We start from the raw sequence: 19,336 nt of genomic DNA on the forward strand, positions 1-19,336 counted from the left end.
CACCCTAAGCTTCGGGCGGAGCAAAACTTTTCGGTGCCAGCTCAAACGATTCGAACTGGAATCCCGGTGCCACCGTGCAGCTCACCAGGGTCCATTCGCCCAGACTCTTTGCACTTTGCCAAAACCCCGGAGGAACAACGCCCTGCGGCCGTTCCCCGGCGGCAAGATCGGCGCTCAAGACTGACCTGCTCGCGGGGCCATCGGGAGGTGCGATCGCCAGCTCCAGCGGCGCCCCCGCGTGCCACAGCCACACTTCGGCGGCATCGACCCGGTGCCAGTGCGAGACTTCCCCTGCCGCGAGCAGAAAATAGATCGCCGTTGAAGCTGCGCGCTTTCCATCGCCGCGATCGTCGCGAAATGTCTCGCGATAGTGCCCGCCTTCCGGGTGCGGCTTCAGATCAAGCATCCGGATGATTTCTTCGGCGCTGGGCTCGGCCATTCAGGTCAGCTCTTGTTCTTGCGCTCGCGGATCGCTGCAAACACGTGCCAATCAGGCGCATAGAGCATCCCGAGCTTCGCCCGGATCGCGGTAACGTTCGGGCGCAGGAACGGATTTGTCTCCAGTTCGCGATCAAGCCGTGTCGGCAGCGTCGGCTTCCCCTGATCCCGCAACAGGTCGACTTCCTTCGCGCGGTTGACCAGCGCGAGGTTATCCGGCTCCAGCGTCAGCGCAAATCGCGCATTCGCCTGGGTATATTCATGTCCGCAATAGATCTCGGTGTCCGGCGGCAGCCGCATCAGCTTCTGCAGCGACCGCCACATCACCTCCGCCGTGCCCTCGAAGACCCGCCCCGCGCCGAGCGCAAACAGCGTATCGCCAACGAACGCCACCTTCGCGTCCGGTATCCAGTAGGCGATGTGCCCGATCGTGTGCCCCGGCGTCTCGATCACCTTGACGTCGAAATCACCGAACCTGATGACGTCGCCATCCGTAACCTCGACATCGATGCCCGGAATCCGCTCCGCTTCGGCGGCCGGCCCATAGATGGTGCAGCCCGTTGCCTCCTTGAGGGCGAGGTTGCCGCCCGTGTGATCGCCGTGATGGTGCGTCACGAAAAGGTGTGTCAGCGTCCATCCCTTGGCTTCGAGCTGCGCAAGGATGGTCTTGGCGTCAGGCGCGTCGATCGCAGCGGTAACCCCCGCCTCAGGATCGTGAATGAGGACGCCATAGTTGTCGGAAAGACAAAGGAATTGCTCGATTTCGAGCTTCGGCATAACGACCGGCTCTCTTCATTGCTATGTCGGGCGACGCCAAGAGGGTATCCGCGCGCCGTCATTAAGACAACGCGTAGCCCAAGGCGAGGCTTGAAATGCCGCGCAGAGACGTCAGATTGACGGGCAACGCGAATAGTCTCGAGACAGCATGCTGCTGGACGTCGACGAACTGCAGGAATTTTACGGAACGCCGCTCGGCCAGACGGTGCGCCGCCTGCTGGCCCATCGCATCCGCGCGCGCTGGCGCGGGCTGCAGCAATCGACGCTAGTCGGCCTTGGTTATGCGTCGCCTTACCTTGGCGCCTTTCGCGGCGAGGTGCGCCGCCTCGGCGCGCTTATGCCTGACAGTCAGGGCGCGGCCCGCTGGCCGCGTGAAGGCGCGTCCCACACCGTGCTCGTCGATGACGACCGTCTGCCGCTGGCCGATGGCTCGGTCGATCGGCTCCTCGTCGTGCATTGTCTGGAGGTGGCCGAGCACACCCGGCACCTTCTGCGCGAGATGTGGCGCGTGCTCGCGCCCGAAGGACGCGTCATCCTCGTCGTCCCCAACCGCCGCGGTGTGTGGGCACGGCTCGACAACACGCCGTTCGGACAGGGCCGCCCCTACAGCCGGCGCCAGCTCGATCACTTGCTGACCGCTGCGATGTTCTCGCCGCTCGATTGGGGCGGCGCGCTCTATTTCCCGCCGATCGGCCGCCGTATGTTGCTCCGCTCAGCCACCGCGTGGGAGCGCGTCGGCGAAGGCGTATCGCCGGCCTTTTGCGGCGTGCTCATCGTCGAGGCCAGCAAGGAACTCGTCGCCCCCATCGGCAAACCGATGAAGGTGCGTGCGCTCCGCAAGCCCGTGCTGCAGCACCTCGGCGCCCGCCGCGACGGCTCACCGCGCGATTAGTCCACGTCCGCGAAGCCCGGCACGCCCCCGCACTCGGCAATCATCGTATCGACCGTGCGGGCCGCGTTCGACTTGAGCGCCAGCTCGTCGAGGCACGCGATCATATCGTCGGGGTTCATGTCGCCCTTGTATGGAAATTTGCCCGCCTCGAAGATCATGTCGCCCGCGCGGTCCTTGACGATTTCCGGAGCCTGGCGCCAGTCGTGCGCTTTGCCGCGGATCAAGTCCGCCGCCGCCGGCGTCGCCTCTGCGAGGCTGCGGTCATAGCCTTCGGCATGTGCCGAGCCCGCAAGCATCAGTGCTGCTGCGATCAATACGAACCGCATCGTTCCTTCCCCCATTGTCTTCAATTTGCAGCGGGTGTCAGCCCGCCTCGCGGTAACGCTGCGCCGTCTGCAGATCGACAGACACGAGCTGCGATACGCCTTTCTCCGCCATCGTCACGCCGAACAGCCGGCTCATGCGCGACATCGTCATCGGATGATGCGTGATGACGAGGAACCGCGTCGCCGTCTCGTCCGCCATGCTCTCGAGCAGCCGGCAGAAGCGATCGACGTTGGCATCGTCGAGCGGCGCATCGACCTCGTCCAGCACGCAGATCGGCGATGGATTGGTCAGGAACACCGCAAAGATGAGCGACATCGCCGTCAGCGACTGCTCGCCGCCCGAAAGCAGCGACAGCGTCGCCGGCTTCTTGCCCGGCGGCTTGGCGATGATTTCGAGGCCCCCTTCCAGCGGATCATCGCCCGCAATCATCTCCAGCCGCGCTTCGCCGCCGCCGAACAGCGTCGTGAACAGACGCCCGAAATGCGTGTTCACAGCTTCGAACGCCTCGTTCAGCCGCTTGTGTGCTTCGCGATTGAGCTGGCCGATAGCACTGCGCAGCTTGGCGATCGCATTCTCGACGTCCGCCTTCTCGGTTTCCATCCCTGCCGATTGAATGCTGAGCTGCCGCAACTCGTCGTCGGCCGCGAGATTGACGCCGCCAAGGCGTTCCCGATCGGCCTTGAGGTTTGAAAGCTTGCGCTCGACGTCTGGCAGGGCTGGCAGCCTCTCCCCGATGGGAAATTGCGCCATCTCCAGGCAACCTTCCGGCGCGATGCCGAGGTTCTCTCGGATGAGGCGCGAAACATCCTGTCGCCGCGTGCGCGCCGCCTCCAGTTTCGCTTCCGTACGTGCGCGCCCTTCGCGCGCTTCCGACACCGCATTTTGTGCCGCGCGCAACGCCTGCACGCTGGCGCGGAGCGCCCTGTCGGCTTCCGCCAGCGCGTCGGCCGCAACCTGCCGCTCGCGCTCTGCGTCCGACAACGCGCTCATCAGCTTGCCGCGCTTTTCCTCCAGCATCGCCGGAATGTCGGCAAGGCTCTCCAACTCGGTCTTGGTTTCGCCAAGACGCGTTCTCAACGTTGCAATCTGCCGCTCGGCTCCCGAAGAGCGGATCGTCCACCGATCGCGTTCGATGCCGATGGCGGCACCGCGATCGGCCCGCGCCCGCCGCTCGCGCTCGATGTCGCCAACTGCGCCACGCGCCTCCGCGACCGTGATCCGCTGCACCGACGCTTCGCTCTTGGCCGCATTGAGTGACGGTTCGAGGTTCTCGGTTCTCGCCAGAGCTTCGACACTGGCTTCTGCTTCCTCCAACGCTTCCTGCGCCGCTTTCAGCTCTTCTTCTGCGCGCGCCCGGGCACCCGAAACGGTAGCGAGCTTAGCTTCCGTTTCGCGTGCGGCACGTTCGATTGTGGTGAGGCTCTCGCGCGTCTTCGCAAGCATCGCCTGCGCCTCGCGGCCGAGCTGCCGCAGACGTTGTTCCTCGGAGCGTGCCGCCGCCAGCGCTTGCGCCGCCGCCTGCTCGGCCTCGGCGGTGGAGGCAGCAGCCGTGCGCGCCTCCGCTTCCTCCAGTTCCAGCGACGACAGCCGGTTGCGCTCCGCTAAGCGCTGCGCCGCGGGTGTCACGCCTTCGGCGGCGGCCGTGAACCCATCCCAACGCCAAAGGTCGCCCGCCCGCGTGACGAGCCGCTGGCCCGGCTTTAGCGAAGGCTGCAGCTTGTGTCCCTGTTCGCGCCCGGCCACGACGCCGGTCTGCCGCAAGCGCCGGTCGAGCTCCGGCGGTGCCTCGACCCGCGCGGCCAAAGGCTCGACACCCGCGGGCAATGCCGGATCGGAGCGTGGCACATCCACATGGCGCCAGTGCACGGCCGCCTCTTCGGCGGCAGGCACTTCCAGGTCATCGCCCAGTGCCGCGCCGAGCGCCGCTTCGTATCCGGGCGCCACGCTCATGCGATCGACGACCGGCGGATACTGCGTCGGCTGATTGCCGATCAGCAGCTTCACCAGCGTCTCGCGCTCGGTGCGCAGAGACGCGAGCCGCAGCCGCGCCTTGCTGCTTTCTTCGCGCGCTTCGTCAGAAGCAACGAGCAGCGTACGCGCATTGTCCTCCGCCGCCAGCGCCTGCACCTCGAACTTGGCGATCTGGTCGGCGAGCTGCTGCCCCGCCTCGGTGATCTGCTGCAGTTTGTGCGCGTCCGGCGCCCGCGCCATGATCTCGCGCGCCTGCGCTTCGAGTTCGCCAAGCTGCCGCGTCAGCTTTTCTACCGTCCATTGGCGCTCGCTGACGCTGGCCTCCGCGCTCTGCTTGCGCGCCCGGTGCTCGGCAACTTTCGTGGTCAGTTCAGCAAGGCGCGCTTCCGTTTCGGCGAGGATTTCCTCAGCCTCTTCCAGCCGCTCGCGAGCCGCCCGTTCCTTATCGCCGGCTTCGACCTCCGCTGAGGCCAGATCCTCGATCTCGATTTCGAGATCGCCGAGGATCTGGTGGGCTTCGGCGATCAGCGCTTCCTCGCGCGCGGCGTCGGCAGCAAGCTGCTCGGCGCGCGCTCTTAGCTCGCGCTCACGCTCTGCGACGCGCTCGGCTTCCTGCTCGAAATTCTCCTGCTCGATACGCAACCGGCCCAGGATCGCCGCACGCTTAGCTTCCTCCTCGCGCAGCGGGGTCATGCCCTCTGCCAGTCGTGCTTCTTCGACCAGCGCCTGCGATTCCGCTTCCGTTGCCGCGGCCTGCAACACCACGGCATCGCGCAACGCCGCTTCCTCGCTATCGACGTGCGCCTGTGCGTCGATCCACGAGAGGTGACCTAACAGCGCCTCCTGCCGGCGGATCGCCTCGGAAATCTCCTTGTAGCGTCGCGCCGCCCGCGCCTGCCGCTTCAGGCTTTCCACCTGCGTGTTGAGCTGGCCCAGCACGTCGTTGAGGCGCGCAAGATTGGCTTCGGTTGCCTTCAGGCGTAATTCCGCCTCGTGTCGGCGGCTGTGCAGCCCGGCGACGCCCGCGGCATCCTCCAGGATGCGCCGCCGCTGTTCCGGCTTCGCGCTGACGATCTCGGCAATCTGCCCCTGCCGCACCAGCGCGGGAGAGCGCGCCCCCGTCGCGGCATCTTCGAACAGGATTTTCACGTCACGCGCCCGCGCCTCGCGTCCATTGATGCGATAGGCGCTGCCCGCTTCGCGCTCGATGCGTCGTGTGATCTCGATGTGATCGGCGTTGTTGAATTCAGCCGGCGCCCGCCGCGCGGTGTTGTCGAGGAAGATCGTCACTTCCGCCGAGTTGCGCGCCGGCCGCCCGTTCGTGCCCGCAAAGATGACGTCGTCCATCGCCGCCGCGCGCATGCTCTTGTGCGACGTCTCGCCCATCACCCAGCGGAGCGCTTCGAGCAGGTTCGACTTTCCGCAGCCGTTCGGGCCGACGACGCCGGTCAGTCCGGGCTCGATCAAAAGCTCGGTCGCTTCGACGAACGATTTGAAGCCCAGAAGTCTGAGGCGCGTAATCTTCATAGCGGTTCCCAAGCGCAGACGGCCTGCGCCACAACAGGAATGGGCTGCTGTGAACGACTAGCGCGGCGTATCAGCCGATGCCGTGGCACGCGCTGCCACGAGCGGTCCGACCATGGCACGGATATCCTCTATCGAGAGCTCCTTCTTCACGAGCTTGTTCCCGACAAAGAAATTCGGAGTGCCGATGACGCCGAGCGTGCGTCCGCGGTCCTTTACCCACTTCAATCCCTCGATCATGGCTTGATTCTCGCGGCACGCATCGAACTGCGCACGCGTCATCCCCACTTGCGAGGCGACTTTGAATATAGGGTCGAGCCGCACCTCCTGGGAGACCCAGGACGGCTGCTGCTCCATGAATTTACCAAACAAAGTCAGGTACTTGTCTGGTGGCGCGCAGCGCAGCGCGATGGTCGCCGCGCCGGACGTCTTGCCGATCGGGAACTCGCGCAGGATGTAGCGCACCTTGCCCGTATCGATGAATTCCTTCCGGAACGCCGGATACGTCGTCATGTGGAAGTGCCGGCAGTGCGGGCACGTCAGCGACGCGTACTCGATAATCGTCACCGGCGCATCGGCGCGCCCGAAGCTCATCTCCGGTAGCGGCCCCGTCTTCATGACGTCGGCGAACGTCGGATCCGCGAGCACCTCGCGGCCACCCGTCGACCGCTCGTTAGGATCAGCAAACGGATTGAAACGTTCCTCCGCCTTGCTCCCCTCTGAAGACGCAAAAGCCGAGCCGGCGCCGCCGGCATCGGCCTGTTCTGGCGTCAGCGCCGTCGTGTTCACCAAGGAACTGCCCCCGCATCCTTGCAGCGAGGACAGCACCAACAGTGCGGCGACGACGCCCGCCTTTTTCACGATTGCCCCGCTCAGCTCTTTGCCAGCAGCGGTTCGATCATCGCGTCGAACTTCTCCATCGTCGGCGCGCCATCGAGCTTCTTGCCGTTGATGAAGAACGTCGGCGTTGCGCTGACGCCGAACACTTCGCCGGCGCGCGTGCGGCCCGCCGTGATCTCATCCAGCAGCTTCTGGTCGGTCAGGCACTTGTCGAACGATTCCTGCGTGAAGCCCGCCTGCTTGGCGATCTCGAACAGGCGCGGCACAGGGTTGCCCTCGCCGAACGCCCACTCGTTCTGCTTCTCGAACAGCACCTCGATCAGCGAGAACGCCTTGTCCTCGCCGGTGCAGCGCGCCAGCATCGAGGCGGCCGCCGCAAGATTGTCGAGCGGGAACTCGCGGAACACGTAGTGCACCTTGTTGGTGTCGACGTACTTCTTCTTCAACTCGGGCCACACGTCCTTGGTGAAGTGCGCACAGTGACCGCACGTCATCGACGCGTACTCGACGATCGTAACCTTCGCGTCCTTCGGACCGAGCGCCAGGTCGGGCAGGCCAACCGGCTTCATCAGTTCTTCGACAGGGACTTCGGCGGGCCCACGTGACTGGGCGAGGGCCGGCAGCGCGGCGGCGACAGCAGCGCCTGCGCACATGACGGCGAGCACGCTACGCCGCGAAAGCTCAAATCGGCCAAATGAGGACTTCGATGCGGACACGTGTGTGCTCCTTGCCTGAATTCACGACGCCGTCTGCGGGCGCCGGGGTCCACCCCCGACTACCACGCTATCGGGCGTCGGAATAAGGCAAAACGCGCTGCCGTCCAAGTGAATGAAGCGTAAGTTTGGTTCGTTTCAGGGGATTGAGCGCGCCCGCTCAGCGGGTCTCGCCGCGCCGCAGCAGGCCTGCTTTGAGGGCTGTTAACGCCGTGCGCAGCCTCTCGTCGCCCACGCTGGATAGTTCCGGCGCTGGAATCTGCGATACCGGCCCCGTTGCAACTGGAGCGCGCGGAGCGGGCCGCTCCGGCAACGGCGCCTGCAGAATGCGCAGCTCTGCCACGGCCCGATAGCCGAAATGACCGTTGATGCGCTCGATCAATTGCTGTGCCCGATACTGGACGTCGAGCGCCCGCGCCGGCTCCACCCGCACGATCAGCGTAGCGCCGGGACGGCCCGAATGCATCTCGTCCGCCTCGGCGCCGAAATCCACCCCGCGCGGCCACTTCAGCCGCTCCGGCAAGGTATAGCTGGCAACCTCTTTGCCGACGATCACCGCCCAATCGGTAATCAGCGCCGCCGCTGCAAACCCGTACTTCTCGAAGGCCTTATGCGTTAGCTTCGGAACGTAGCTGCCGACGGCCCGCGCCGATATGAAACCCTGCCCGCGAGTCTGCGGCGCATATGGTCGGCGAAACTGCGATGCGGTGACAGCCATGTGAGGAACCCGGGCGAGGACGTATCCAGCGATGACTTCGACGATTACCATCAAGGGATCGATTCGCGGGCGCCGGGAGATCATCCCTTGACTGCTGTTGCGAGAAAGCAACTGCCGCTACGGCCGGCCGGCCCCGATACGGTCGACGCGCTGCTCGCTTGGTATGACGAAGAGCGCCGCGACCTGCCATGGCGCGTCGCCCCTGGAAAGCGCGCCAATCCCTACCGCGTCTGGCTCAGCGAGATCATGCTGCAGCAGACCACGGTGAAAGCCGTCATCCCGTTCTACCTTCGCTTTCTCGTCCGCTGGCCGACTGTGGAAAAGCTGGCCGCGGCACCGCTCGACGACGTTCTCGCGGCCTGGGCTGGCCTCGGCTACTACAGCCGCGCCCGCAACCTGCATAAGTGCGCAGTGGTGGTCGCCACCGAACTCGGCGGCAAATTCCCTTCCACCGTCGCAGAGCTGCAGAAGCTGCCGGGCATCGGCCCCTACACAGCCAACGCCATTGCCGCCATCGCCTTCGGTGAGGCGGCAACTCCGGTCGATGGCAACGTAGAGCGTGTCGTCGCGCGCCTCTTCGCGGTGCGACAGCCGCTCCCTGCAGCGAAAACCGAATTGAAGCGTCTTGCCGCGAGCCTCACGCCGCAGCGCCGCGCCGGCGACTTTGCCCAGGCGATGATGGACCTGGGCGCGGGCATCTGCACACCCAAGCGCCCATCATGTCTTGTTTGCCCTGTGCAGCAGGACTGTGCCGCCTCTGCGCACGGCATCGCCGAGCAATTGCCGATGCGCCTCGAGCGCGCCGAGCGTCCGCAACGTGTCGGCTACGCTTTCGTCGCCCTTCGCGAGGATGGCCACGTGCTGTTGCGCAAGCGCGCCGAAGCAGGTCTTCTCGGTGGAATGCTGGAGGTGCCCGGAACCCACTGGGGCGACCTTCTCCCTCCGGTAAAGGAGGCGCTCCGCACAGCGCCCGTGCGCGCCGACTGGTGGGCGGTGCCGGGCACGGTTGTGCACGTCTTCACGCACTTCCGGCTTGAGGTGGTCGTCTATCGCGCTCTGGTGCCGAACGATGCAACGCTCAACTTCTGGGCCGAGCCCGACCGCTGCCAATGGGTCGCGCGCCGCGACATGCACGGCGCCGCCATTCCCAGTGTCATGCGCAAGATCATCTCCCACGCCTTGAGCGAGACCTAGCGGACGCTCGCCGTCAGCAAGCGTCCGCAGATGCGATCTCTCACTGCGGCTTCATCGCACCCTGAGCTTCCGGCAGCGACTTAACCTGCGCTTCATCGAGCGTCAGAACCACGCCGTCTGGGCGCGTCTCCTGAATTTGGTTCGCTGTGATGTGATAGCGCCGGTCACCCATGCCCAGGAACGTGCCGCCGTCGAAGAAGATGTCGGTGATCTTGTCGTCCGCGCCGCGTTTGATCTGGGCAATCTCGCCGACTTTCTCATTGTTGCGGCTGAAGATGGGGCGACCGATCCAGCGCGGCTCGTCAGCGGCCGTAACCGTCAGGTCGCGCGCTACTGGAGCCTGCATCGGTGTCTCTACCGCGGACGGCGCGTTGGCAACCGTAGTCGTCTCGTGCGGCCGGCCGAACAGGTACCAGGCCAGCGCACCGAGCGCGACCACCGCGAGTGCCGGCGCGACCCAACCCCACTGCGAACGATCGTCCGCACGCGTGCGGCTCATACCCGTCACGTTCGTTGGCTGATCGAGAATACCGGCGTCGCTGAGCTGCCGCGCAAATCCGGATGGAAGCGCACGAGAGATGTTGCCTGCCTGTGACTGCAGCAGGTTCGCAAGCCCAGAGGCACTGAGACCGCTCGCCCGCTGCTGCTGCCCGAGCACGCCAAGCACCATTGGACCGAGCAAGCCGATGAGGCCCTTCGATGCGCCTTCGCCGATGCCGGAATAGCGCCCCAGTGACTGCGCGAGCGTGGACACCGTATTCCCGCCCAGCAACGAAGAGATCGCGCCGAGCCCCATGTCCATCGCATCGCGTTGGCCCGCCGGTCCGTTGTTGGCAAATTCGGCCAGCGCTCCCGGCTGCACTTGCGAGGCAGCGTCGGCCAATCTCGTCGCGCCGCCCGGTTTGTTCACCAGCGACATGAACGCAGCCAGCAATCCAGGCACGCCGGCCGAAACAGCCTTCTCGATCATCGACTGGTCGATGCCGAGCGCTTGGGCGACGCGCGATAGCAGTTCGGGGGTGAGTAGCTTGGCAACGCTCGCAACCAGATTAGTCGACATGTGCATCTCCCTTTGAGGACAGACTTTGGCCCGTTTGGGAGTGGAGCGCGTGGTGGCGCCAGTCTCCTGCGGGTTCAACGCCCGCCGTCGTGGCACACCGGGTTTAATGCATTGTTGTTCCAGCAACTTCGATCTAGCGAGAATGCCGAGCTATTTGTCTTTGCCTTCGGGATAGCTCCGGTGATGATCGCGTCACTCGCTGCGGGCTCTATCGCGGGCGATGGCGCAATAGCTCGCCTGAACGCATCCGCCATGAGCATTGCACCATCGCGCGCGATGTGATCGTCGTCGCGATAGAGTGGCTGCCCATCGAGCCATCCAAGGCACCGAGTCGGGCCACACAGATACTGTGAGACCGGCATGATCTCGACCTCGGGCCTTTCGGCGGCGACGGATTGCAGGATCGGCAGATAATGCGAGCGCTGCCGCTCGTACGCGCTCCGGTCGAGGCCGATGCCGCCAGCGCCAGCATCTCCCCAAACGTGCATCAGCCGCGCCGCAGCTTTTGGATCGAGCTCAGCTCCCGTCGGCACGTCTTCGAACAGCACGAGGCTGCGGCCCGGCAGCGCTTCCGTCAGTCGCGAAAGCCCCCGCGCTAGAGATGTCCTGTTATAGGCGCGGCCGGAGCCGTCGTATCCCGCATCTCGAAATTCCAGCTTTCTGAATTGCCGCTCAGGGCTCACATGCAGGCCCCAGTAACAGACGACCACTACGCGCTTGACCTGCGGAGCCTTCGCCATCAGCGCGATGAAGTCCGGCATTGGCCGGCTATAGTCCGGGTTTCGGATCTCAGTAACGCCCGGCAGCGGACAAAATCCGGGAGCCCAGATGAAATATCCTGCTCGGCCGATGTCGGCTGCCACCTTGAACACGGCCGGGGCTACCGCGTTGGCGTGGCTGTCACCAACCAGCACGAACGAGGGCGTTCGTCCCTTCGCACCGAACACGCAGTAGCTGCTGCCGCTTTCCGTCGAGATACCGCGATCGACGCATTCGAGCCGCGGCGAGCTTTCGGATTTGCCGAGAACCGCAGCCGTCTCCGGCGAAAGGCGCTGAGGTAGACCGCCGCTGAGCCACGCAATGCACGCCGCTGCACCAACAAGGGCGGCACCGCCGCCGAGCGCGCGCGACAGGTCGGGCAACGTCCAGGCGCGGGCCGGCCGCTCGACGAAAAAGTAGCTGCCGGTCGCGAGCACGAGAACCATCGCGAGAGCCAGCGCCGTCTGCACGGCATCGAGTTCGCCCCCGTTTGCGTAGCGTGCGAACACCAGCACTGGCCAATGCCATAGGTAGAGCGAGTACGAGATCAGGCCGATCCACACCAACGGTCGCCACGCTAGCGCCGGCGTCAGCGCCGATGGCCGCTGTCCCGCCCAGATCATCATCGCCGCGCCCCCACCGGCATGAGAGCCGCGACGCCTGGGAACGCTGTGCTCTCGCTGAACGTGGTCGCGGCAGTGATGATCAAGGCAAGTCCGCACAGACTTGCCAGCGCAGCAGTCCTGCCGGAATTCGGCTGCCCAAAAAGACCGAGGGCTAAAAGCGAGCCTGTTGCCAGCTCCCAGGCTCGCGCCGGAAGCAGGTAGTAAGCCGCAAGCGGGTCGGTGAAGGTCGTAATCGCGCTGATGGCCAGCGACGCCGCAAAGACAGCCATCAGCCCTGCAACCATCGCCCCGCGCCACGGCAACTTCGCCAGCGCCAGAAGGAAGATGGGGTGGACGAGATAGAACTGTTCTTCGATCGCCAAGGACCACGTGTGCAGCAGCGGCTTCAGATGGCCGGCCGCATCGAAGTAGCCAGACTGGTCTTGAAACAGAAAGTTGGAGACGAAGAAAATTGCCGCCACGGCACTCTCGGCCGCACGCGCCAGGTCCTGCGGAATGAAGAGCACCATCGCCGCTGCAAGAGAGGTTCCAATGACGAGCAGCAATGCCGGCAGGATTCGTCGCGCGCGCCGCGCGTAGAACGTCGCAATCGAGAAGGTGTCGCGCTCGCTGAGAATGATGGACGTGATCAAAAAGCCGGAAATGACGAAGAACACGTCGACGCCGACATATCCGCCCGGAACGATCGCAAAATCAAAATGAAACAACAAAACAATGACGACAGCGACCGCGCGCATGGCGTCGATATCGGATCGGTAAGCCAAAGCCACCGGCGCCCCCGGAATTATTTGCCCTCGCCTGCTCCTTCGCTACGCAAAACCGAGCCCCCTACACCGGCAATGTACGTTTTCCGCCGGCCTCCCAAAGCGCCAGTTTCGACTTTTCACCTTCTAACTGTTGTTCATCCCAGCCCGATCATCGCCTCCGACGCGGCCCGATAAACGAAAAAGGCCCCCCGGACATGACCGGGAGGCCTCTTTTCCCTCGGCATTGCACCGAAGTAGGCAGAAGCTCGGGAGCTTCGGCTTTCTGTCCGTTACTTGTTGCCCTTGCCGACGACAGCGACTTCGACGCGCTGCAGGCCGGAGAAGCCGAGCGCGTTGGCCGCGCCCTTGGACAGATCGATAATGCGGCCTTTCACGAAAGGCCCGCGGTCCACGACCGTAACGATCACGGATTTGCCAGTGCGGAGGTTCTTGACGCGCAGCTTGGTGCCGAACGGGTGGCTACGGTGCGCGGCTACCATGGCGCCCGAGCTGTACGAACGTCCGCTGGCCGTCGTCGACAGGTCCGAATAGTGCGATGCGATACCGGTCTGAGCATGGGCGGCTGCGAAAGGCAGCACGACCGCGGCGGCGAGCATTCCAGCGCGTAGGGCTTGCATGTGAACTCCCTCAGTTGTTGCAGACGGGGGCTTCGTTGCATCCCAAACGCAGGAAGGGAATAGGGAGTTCTTTCAAAGAGTTGAAACGATTTGCAATATACCTTCTGTTAACTAGAGCGGGCCCCGCAATAATGCGCTTTGATCGCCTTTTGTACGAGTGATCAAGAAATTGCGCTTAACGCTGTCCATTAAGTATCGCGCTCATGCAAAGCGCGCATACGAAGCTTCGGCCGGATGCTTCAGCGCGACTTTCGCCGCGAGTTTGCCGCCCCATCGTTGGCCGGAATCTGCCGCGTCGACTGCTTCAGCGCTTCCTTCAGCGAACTCGGACGGCCGTGCTTCTTCAACAGGTCGCGGAACGCTTCATCTGCGAGATCCTGCATGTCCTTCATGGAGTCGCGTCCCAGCAACTCCAGCGCCTGCAGAGTTTCAGGATCGAAGCTGATCAGTTTGCGTGGATCACGCTCCGGCCGAGGCGGTGCTTTGCCTCTGCCGTCGCTCCCCGCCGCTTTTTTCGAAGCCATCGCACGCTGCTCCGGCGAGAAGATCAGGCGCGCTTTTTCGCGCTGCGCCGGGCAGCTGGTGCACGCCGGCTCGCGGTTTTCGTGCTCTTCTGCTTGGCTCCGCTGCTCTCGCCGATCGACTTGCGCAGCGCCGACATCAGGTCGATTACCTTGGCTCCGCCCGGCGAAACCTCCTCGTGCGGCGCCTTGATCTTCTGGCCCTTCATCTTCTTGTTGATGAGGTCGTGCAGCGCCGTCGCGTAGTGATCCTCGAACTGATCGGGCGTGAACTTTCCGGCCTTGCGATCGATCAGCTCCACCGCGAGATCGACCATCTCTTTGTCCGGCTTCAGCGAAGGCACGGTATCGAAGAAGTCGGCCGGCTCGCGCAGCTCGTTGGCATAGCGCAGCATTTCCATCAGCAGCCCGTCGCCAAGCGCCGTGATGGCCACCAGCCACTCGCGCCCGCCGATCGTCAGCTGGGCAAGCCCCGCCTTGCCGGTCTTCTTCAGCGCATCGCGAATGACGACGTAGCCTTCCGCCGAGTGCTTGTCGGCTGGCGTGATGTAGTAGGGCCGCTCGAAGTAACGCGGATCGATTTCGGTCGCATCGACGAATTTGACCAGATCGATGGTCTTTTTGCTCTCGAGCTTCACCGCCTCGATCTCGTCAGGCTCGAGCGTGATGTAGGTGTCCTGATCGACCTCGTAGCCCTTGACGATGTCCGAGCTCTTCACTTCGCCGACGCCCTGCACCGTCTTGGTGTAGTTGATGCGCCGCCCCGAGGGCTTATGGATCTGTCTGAAGGAGATTTCCGATTTCGTCTCGACGGCGTTGTAGAGCTCGACCGAAATCGAAACGAGGGAGAGCCGGAGAAAGCCCTTCCAGTATGCACGCGCGGCCATAGTAAGCTCCGCAACTCAGGGGGAAACGCGACCCCCACCTTATGACGCCAATGATAACAGAAAAGTTCCTGACGCGGAGGATTGCTGCACCTAGCAGCAGTCGTCTCCTTCTGGCCCGTCCAGGTGCCCGGTCGGGTGACGGGCCGCTGCCTCGCCGGCTCAGTCGGCCGCCCGGCATCGACCTCAGGGGAGGGCCCTCCTCAGGGTAGCGGCAACCCGCCGCGAGCGTGGGGCGCCGCCCCCCCTCATGGTCCCTTGGCAGGGTCAACCCGCGGGCCTGTCTCGCACCTGCGAACGCTCCCTTGTGACGCCCGTTCCGCTGCGCATTGCCCGCAATGCGTGGCATTGCAGTCACCCTTAGTTAAGCGTCCGTTGTTACCTTCTCAAAATGAGGCGGACCCGGGGGGAACGATGTTCCGTGGTCCTTATTCAGGATCAACGAGGCGAATAATGCGGATTACCCTAGCACTTGGCTCGGCGGCCTTCGCGGCGCTGGCCTTCATCGCTGTCCCACAAGCCCCCGCCAAGGCCGAGTTCTATCGCACGCCGTCGGGCGAGGTGAAGTATCGCCGTCCGGACCAGAACTACGCCACTGGCCCATACCTCTTCTATTATCGCGGCTACGCTTACCCGTACTATCCGGGCCTCGCCTATCGTGAGCGCACCGGCGAGCTGCGCCCCACCGACGTGCCGCAGCGCGAGCGCGTCCAGCGCTAAACGGGCGAACGCCCTCTAGCTGAACATCATGGCCGCTTCCGCGGCCATGAACCGTTGTCTGCTGCCCAACGGCCAAGCTTCTCTCAGCTCGCGTCACCAAGAAAAACGCCGCCTCAGGCGGCAAGGGCGCAAGGCGCCCCGGCGCGAGCGCCGGATCTCAGCGTTGCGTGACGCCCGCCGCACATCAAGCTTCTCTCAGCTCGCGTCACCAAGAAAAACGCCGCCTCAGGCGGCAAGGGCGCAAGGCGCCCCGGCGTGAGCGCCGGATCTCAGCGTGCGTGACGCCCGCCGCACATCAAGCTTCTCTCAGCTTGCGTCGCCTAGCAACTAAGCCTGCGTCGCCTGGATGCGACCGTCCTCATCCTCGAACGGATAGCGTGCCGGATCGAACGGCTCGCGCAACCCCTTCTCGGCCAGCAGCCGCGAGCGCCGCTTCAGCAGCGGCAGGATCCGTCGCGCCACCCAGATCGTGCGCCGTGTCGCGCCCGGATCGAGCAGTTGCGTTTCCGGAATCTTGAAGCCGCGCCACTTCAGGATGAAGCCGATCGGCAGCTCCATCTCGTCCTGTAGCGCGATCATGTCCGCGTAGAGTTTCGATGCCGGCGAGATGATCGTGCCGAAGCCGTTCCGTGCCTGTGCCCAGCCGACGATGTAAAGGTTCTTCACGTTGGCCGGAAACGCCCCGCCATAGACGTGCGCCACGTCGTTCTCGATCGGCACCAGGCTCTTGGGCAGGAACGGGATCGAGTTTTTGAAGCCCGTGGCGGCGACCACCACGTCGTATTCGCCCACGCTGCCATCGACGAAGTGCACCTTCGTGCCCGCGAACCGCTCGATATCCGGCCGCGGCTTGATGCGGCCCTGGCGCAGATAGTTGAGCACGTCCGTGCCGAACGCAGGGTGTCGCGCGAACAGCTTGTGCCCCGGCTTCTGCAGCCCGTAGCGGCGATAGTCGCCGATGAAAATGCGCACGGCGGAATGCAGGATGAACCGTTGCAGCGTAACGGGAAGGTTCCAGATTGGCAGGTCCGTCAGCGGAACGCCGAACACCGTCTTCGGCAGAAACCAGTAGCCCGAACGCAGGCTCCAGTCGCACGACGCGCCAACCCTGGCCGACTCGCATGCGATATCGCAGCCCGAATTGCCGCCTCCGATCACCAGTACGCGCTGGCCGGCCAGCTGCCGGGACTCCTTGTACTCCGCGGAGTGAATGAGAGTGCCCGTGAAGCGCCCCGGATAGTCGATCTCGCGCTTGTCCCAGTGATGCCCGTTGCAGACGACCACGCCCTTGTAGGTGCGCTCCTCGCCGTCATCGAAAGTCACCTGCCAGCTCTCGTCCGCGAGCGGCTGAGCCCGCACCACCCTGCGGCGCAGCTCCAGGCCGTCCATGAGGCTACGGTCGTGCGCGAAGCTCTCGAGATATCGCAGCATCTGCGCGCTGGAGGGAAAGTCGGGATAGTGCGCCGGCATCGGATAATCCGTGTAGCCGGTCGACTTTTTCGACGAGACGATATGGACGCCCTGATAGACGCCGTGGCGCCAAAGGCCTCCAATTCCGTCGCTGACGTCAACGTGATCGAAAGCGACCCCGCGCTGCTTCAGCGCGTCCGCCATAGCCAAGCCGATTGGCCCCGCTCCGATTACCAGCAAGCGGTCGGTTCTCACCGAGTTGCGACGCATGCCCGTCCCAGGAATATCGATGTGAAGGGCTACTGCCTTACGCCGAGAAGGGTTATCAGTCTACTGCGGTGTCATCGCCCGGCGACGAGCACGGCTGATTGGCCCCGATTTACGTCAGTCTACGAACGCGCATCGGGGCCAAATTGTCTCAAATAGGAGCGGATGTCTCGCTCAAAGTCATTGTTTATTCAGCAGCAATGACCGTAGGCGTGTCGCTCAATCCCAGTTGCCTCTTGGCCTCGTCGCGCAGGATATCGATCGGCTTCAATTTGCCTTCGACCTCGAAGTGCCAATAGGTCCAGCCGTTGCACGCGCTCTTGCCTTGGGCCATCGCCCCCAGACGGTGGATTGAGCCCTGGTTTCCGCCCCATGCGAGGGTACCGTCGGCTTTGACCTCGGCTTTGATACGCTTGCGTGAATCGAGCAGCATCGCGCCCGGTGTCAGCAACCGCATCTCCACAATGGTCCCGAACGGAACGCGCGGTTCGGCGCGCTTGCCCTTCACCGTCTGCAGCGCTGATAGCGGCAGCGGCTGCACCCGCGCGAGACGCTCCTCGGCCGCCCTCGCATAGTCGGCATCCCGCTCGATCCCGATGTACCGGCGGCCAAGCTGCTTGGCCACCGCACCGGTCGTACCCGTGCCGAAGAAAGGATCGAGGACCAGATCTCCAGGCTTCGTCGAGGCGAGCAGAACACGTTGCAACAGCGCTTCCGGCTTCTGCGTCGGGTGCGCTTTGCGCCCGCCGTCATCCTTCAGGCGCTCCGGCCCCGAGCAGATCGGAAACAGCCAGTCTGAGCGCATCTGCAAGTCGTCATTGAGTGCCTTCAGGCTCTCGTAGTTGAACGTCGCCCGCGCCCGCTGATCGCGCGCCGCCCAGATCAGCGTTTCGTGTGCATTGGTGAAGCGTTTGCCGCGGAAATTCGGCATCGGGTTCACCTTGCGCCAGACGATGTCGTTCTGGATCCAGAAGCCGAGATCCTGCAGCGCCACGCCGAGGCGGAAGATGTTGTGATAGGAGCCGATCACCCAGATGGCGCCATCCGGCTTCAAAATGCGCCGGCACTCGGTCAGCCACGCGCGCGAAAACTTGTCGTAGTCCTCAAAGCTCGCGAACTTGTCCCACTCGTCATCGACGCCATCGACGCGCGTATTGTTCGGACGCATCAGGTCCGCTGAGAGCTGCAGATTGTATGGGGGGTCGGCGAAGACCAGATCGACCGAAGCGTCGGGCAGTTTTTTCAGGGCCGCAAGGCAATCACCGACGATGATGCGATTGGCCGATTGGGCCGCAGGCGAACGACGCAGAACCATGGGAACGCAACTCTCAAACAACGGGGGAACACGCGTCGAGCCGAGCTTCCAACTCGCCTCGACAGCCCCGAGTCTAGCGGGCCGTGGACTCCCTTGACCAGCGATTTCTCGGTTGTCGATGCAGAGGCGAGTCTATTCAAGCACTTGGCATGCTTGAGGAATCTATACAACGCGGAAGCCTGGGCGCCGCTGGATGCCTTTCGCGCGAAAGCGCGAAGCGGGTGCGATCAAGAACTTCTGGGAATAACGGCGCATCATCGATGCGCGAAGCGCTCAGAGGACTTTCACGTCTTCCGTGATGAGGCCGAGCGCAAGCTGCACGGTGCGGAACGAGCGCCGGTGATGCACCGTCACGCCGAGCCGCTTGATCGCATCATGATGCTCTGGCGTGCCATAGCCTTTATGACGCTCGAAACCGTAGCCGGGATGCTTCGTGCCGAGCTTCACCATGATCCGGTCGCGCGTGACTTTGGCAATGATCGACGCCGCCGCAATCGACAGGCAGCGCGCATCGCCTTTCACCACAGTGCGCGACTGACAATTCAGCTTCGGCGCTCGGTTGCCGTCGATGGCGACCAGCTTTGGCAGCTGCGGCAGTTGCGACACCGCCTGCGCCATCGCCCACATCGTGGCGTGCAGAATGTTGATCTCGTCGATCATTTCGACATTGGCGATGCCGACGCCGATGATCGAAGTTGCCCTGATGCGCCCGTAGAGGAACTCCCGTGCGTCCTCGTCCAGCACCTTGGAATCATCGATCCCGTCGGGGATGCGTTCCGGGTCGAGGATCACCGCCGCGGCGACCACCGGCCCCGCGAGGGGACCGCGCCCGGCTTCGTCGACGCCAGCTACCGGGCCGCCGTGCAGTTGCAGCTCGGCCGCCTCCAATTCGAAGGTCGGTCTCGGACGTGGCTCGGCGACAGGCGTTCCCATGACCGCCGATCATTCGGCCGTCGCTCCCGCCAAGTCAAAGCGGCGTCTTCATCTCCCTGAGGA

At 64.1% G+C, this 19,336-nt stretch carries 19 protein-coding genes; 3 read left to right on the forward strand and 16 right to left on the reverse strand.

All coding sequences use genetic code 11. The features are described 5' to 3' along the window. Positions 1-4 precede the first annotated feature (4 nt). Positions 5-439, reverse strand: a complete 435-nt coding sequence (locus NDB2M4_RS05630; protein ID WP_072371198.1) for a cupin domain-containing protein — start codon at positions 437-439, stop codon at positions 5-7. Between the two features lie 5 nt (positions 440-444). Next, positions 445-1,215, reverse strand: a complete 771-nt coding sequence (gloB, locus tag NDB2M4_RS05635; RefSeq protein ID WP_072371200.1) for a hydroxyacylglutathione hydrolase — start codon at positions 1,213-1,215, stop codon at positions 445-447. 148 nt (positions 1,216-1,363) lie between these two features. Between gloB and NDB2M4_RS05640 the strand changes: the two genes are divergently transcribed. Next, positions 1,364-2,107 (forward strand): methyltransferase domain-containing protein, encoded by a 744-nt coding sequence (locus tag NDB2M4_RS05640; protein ID WP_072371203.1) that lies wholly within the window; start codon positions 1,364-1,366, stop codon positions 2,105-2,107. Here NDB2M4_RS05640 and NDB2M4_RS05645 read toward each other — a convergent pair. From NDB2M4_RS05645 to NDB2M4_RS05665, 5 genes are all read right to left on the reverse strand, one after another. Beyond that, positions 2,104-2,433 carry a hypothetical protein gene (locus NDB2M4_RS05645; RefSeq protein ID WP_072371206.1) on the reverse strand — a complete coding sequence of 110 codons (330 nt, stop codon included), beginning with the start codon at positions 2,431-2,433 and terminating at the stop codon, positions 2,104-2,106. The genes NDB2M4_RS05640 and NDB2M4_RS05645 overlap by 4 nt on opposite strands. A 37-nt stretch (positions 2,434-2,470) precedes the next feature. Further along, positions 2,471-5,932, reverse strand: coding sequence for a chromosome segregation protein SMC (smc, locus tag NDB2M4_RS05650; protein ID WP_072371209.1), 3,462 nt, complete (start codon positions 5,930-5,932; stop codon positions 2,471-2,473). Between the two features lie 57 nt (positions 5,933-5,989). Continuing rightward, a complete protein-coding gene (locus tag NDB2M4_RS05655; RefSeq protein WP_244536048.1) occupies positions 5,990-6,790 on the reverse strand; it encodes a DsbA family protein in 801 nt (266 codons plus the stop codon). Between the two features lie 11 nt (positions 6,791-6,801). After that, entirely contained in the window at positions 6,802-7,422 is a 621-nt protein-coding gene (locus tag NDB2M4_RS05660) for a DsbA family protein (RefSeq protein WP_083555929.1), read from the reverse strand. Between the two features lie 220 nt (positions 7,423-7,642). Next, on the reverse strand, positions 7,643-8,251 hold the full coding sequence (locus NDB2M4_RS05665; protein WP_171988029.1) for a DUF721 domain-containing protein: 609 nt from the start codon (positions 8,249-8,251) through the stop codon (positions 7,643-7,645). A 36-nt stretch (positions 8,252-8,287) separates the two neighbouring features. Between NDB2M4_RS05665 and mutY the strand changes: the two genes are divergently transcribed. Next, positions 8,288-9,394: an A/G-specific adenine glycosylase gene (gene mutY / locus NDB2M4_RS05670; protein ID WP_244536049.1), complete on the forward strand. Its 1,107-nt coding sequence runs from the start codon at positions 8,288-8,290 to the stop codon at positions 9,392-9,394. 40 nt (positions 9,395-9,434) lie between these two features. Here mutY and NDB2M4_RS05675 read toward each other — a convergent pair whose 3' ends face one another. From NDB2M4_RS05675 to NDB2M4_RS05700, 6 genes are all read right to left on the reverse strand, one after another. Next, a complete protein-coding gene (locus NDB2M4_RS05675) occupies positions 9,435-10,454 on the reverse strand; it encodes a DUF937 domain-containing protein (protein WP_072371220.1) in 1,020 nt (339 codons plus the stop codon). 74 nt (positions 10,455-10,528) lie between these two features. Beyond that, positions 10,529-11,839 carry an acyltransferase family protein gene (locus NDB2M4_RS05680; RefSeq protein WP_072371223.1) on the reverse strand — a complete coding sequence of 437 codons (1,311 nt, stop codon included), beginning with the start codon at positions 11,837-11,839 and terminating at the stop codon, positions 10,529-10,531. Further along, the gene (locus tag NDB2M4_RS05685) at positions 11,836-12,609 is read right to left on the reverse strand and encodes an acyltransferase family protein (RefSeq protein ID WP_139247091.1); all 774 of its coding nucleotides are present in this window, start codon (positions 12,607-12,609) and stop codon (positions 11,836-11,838) included. Before NDB2M4_RS05685 ends, NDB2M4_RS05680 begins: the two co-directional genes overlap by 4 nt. A 266-nt stretch (positions 12,610-12,875) precedes the next feature. After that, positions 12,876-13,223 carry a septal ring lytic transglycosylase RlpA family protein gene (locus tag NDB2M4_RS05690; protein ID WP_072371229.1) on the reverse strand — a complete coding sequence of 116 codons (348 nt, stop codon included), beginning with the start codon at positions 13,221-13,223 and terminating at the stop codon, positions 12,876-12,878. A gap of 239 nt (positions 13,224-13,462) precedes the next feature. Then, positions 13,463-13,747, reverse strand: coding sequence for a hypothetical protein (locus NDB2M4_RS05695; RefSeq protein ID WP_244536050.1), 285 nt, complete (start codon positions 13,745-13,747; stop codon positions 13,463-13,465). Positions 13,748-13,770: 23 nt separating this feature from the next. After that, complete coding sequence (locus tag NDB2M4_RS05700) at positions 13,771-14,631, reverse strand: non-homologous end joining protein Ku (protein ID WP_072371232.1); 861 nt, start codon at positions 14,629-14,631, stop codon at positions 13,771-13,773. A 450-nt stretch (positions 14,632-15,081) separates the two neighbouring features. Between NDB2M4_RS05700 and NDB2M4_RS05705 the strand changes: the two genes are divergently transcribed. Next, positions 15,082-15,348 (forward strand): hypothetical protein, encoded by a 267-nt coding sequence (locus NDB2M4_RS05705; RefSeq protein ID WP_072371235.1) that lies wholly within the window; start codon positions 15,082-15,084, stop codon positions 15,346-15,348. A gap of 327 nt (positions 15,349-15,675) precedes the next feature. Here the strand turns inward: NDB2M4_RS05705 and NDB2M4_RS05710 are convergent, their stop codons facing one another. The 3 genes from NDB2M4_RS05710 to NDB2M4_RS05720 form a co-directional block, all read right to left on the reverse strand. Further along, positions 15,676-17,028: a flavin-containing monooxygenase gene (locus tag NDB2M4_RS05710; protein ID WP_072371238.1), complete on the reverse strand. Its 1,353-nt coding sequence runs from the start codon at positions 17,026-17,028 to the stop codon at positions 15,676-15,678. Between the two features lie 184 nt (positions 17,029-17,212). Next, positions 17,213-18,340: a site-specific DNA-methyltransferase gene (locus NDB2M4_RS05715; protein WP_072371241.1), complete on the reverse strand. Its 1,128-nt coding sequence runs from the start codon at positions 18,338-18,340 to the stop codon at positions 17,213-17,215. Between the two features lie 273 nt (positions 18,341-18,613). Continuing rightward, positions 18,614-19,273: a ribonuclease HII gene (locus tag NDB2M4_RS05720; protein ID WP_072371296.1), complete on the reverse strand. Its 660-nt coding sequence runs from the start codon at positions 19,271-19,273 to the stop codon at positions 18,614-18,616. Positions 19,274-19,336 lie beyond the last annotated feature (63 nt).

This window comes from Hyphomicrobium sp. NDB2Meth4, from assembly GCF_900117445.1.
Taxonomy (GTDB): domain Bacteria; phylum Pseudomonadota; class Alphaproteobacteria; order Rhizobiales; family Hyphomicrobiaceae; genus Hyphomicrobium_A.

Coding starts and splice junctions, on each gene's coding strand:
- NDB2M4_RS05630 (WP_072371198.1), bottom strand. CDS start 439: ATGGCCGAGCCCAGCGCCGAAGAAATCATCCGGATGCTTGATCTGAAG.
- gloB (WP_072371200.1), bottom strand. CDS start 1,215: ATGCCGAAGCTCGAAATCGAGCAATTCCTTTGTCTTTCCGACAACTAT.
- NDB2M4_RS05640 (WP_072371203.1), top strand. CDS start 1,364: ATGCTGCTGGACGTCGACGAACTGCAGGAATTTTACGGAACGCCGCTC.
- NDB2M4_RS05645 (WP_072371206.1), bottom strand. CDS start 2,433: ATGCGGTTCGTATTGATCGCAGCAGCACTGATGCTTGCGGGCTCGGCA.
- smc (WP_072371209.1), bottom strand. CDS start 5,932: ATGAAGATTACGCGCCTCAGACTTCTGGGCTTCAAATCGTTCGTCGAA.
- NDB2M4_RS05660 (WP_083555929.1), bottom strand. CDS start 7,422: ATGTGCGCAGGCGCTGCTGTCGCCGCCGCGCTGCCGGCCCTCGCCCAG.
- NDB2M4_RS05665 (WP_171988029.1), bottom strand. CDS start 8,251: ATGGTAATCGTCGAAGTCATCGCTGGATACGTCCTCGCCCGGGTTCCT.
- NDB2M4_RS05675 (WP_072371220.1), bottom strand. CDS start 10,454: ATGTCGACTAATCTGGTTGCGAGCGTTGCCAAGCTACTCACCCCCGAA.
- NDB2M4_RS05680 (WP_072371223.1), bottom strand. CDS start 11,839: ATGATGATCTGGGCGGGACAGCGGCCATCGGCGCTGACGCCGGCGCTA.
- NDB2M4_RS05690 (WP_072371229.1), bottom strand. CDS start 13,223: ATGCAAGCCCTACGCGCTGGAATGCTCGCCGCCGCGGTCGTGCTGCCT.
- NDB2M4_RS05695 (WP_244536050.1), bottom strand. CDS start 13,747: ATGGCTTCGAAAAAAGCGGCGGGGAGCGACGGCAGAGGCAAAGCACCG.
- NDB2M4_RS05700 (WP_072371232.1), bottom strand. CDS start 14,631: ATGGCCGCGCGTGCATACTGGAAGGGCTTTCTCCGGCTCTCCCTCGTT.
- NDB2M4_RS05705 (WP_072371235.1), top strand. CDS start 15,082: ATGCGGATTACCCTAGCACTTGGCTCGGCGGCCTTCGCGGCGCTGGCC.
- NDB2M4_RS05710 (WP_072371238.1), bottom strand. CDS start 17,028: ATGCGTCGCAACTCGGTGAGAACCGACCGCTTGCTGGTAATCGGAGCG.
- NDB2M4_RS05715 (WP_072371241.1), bottom strand. CDS start 18,340: ATGGTTCTGCGTCGTTCGCCTGCGGCCCAATCGGCCAATCGCATCATC.
- NDB2M4_RS05720 (WP_072371296.1), bottom strand. CDS start 19,273: ATGGGAACGCCTGTCGCCGAGCCACGTCCGAGACCGACCTTCGAATTG.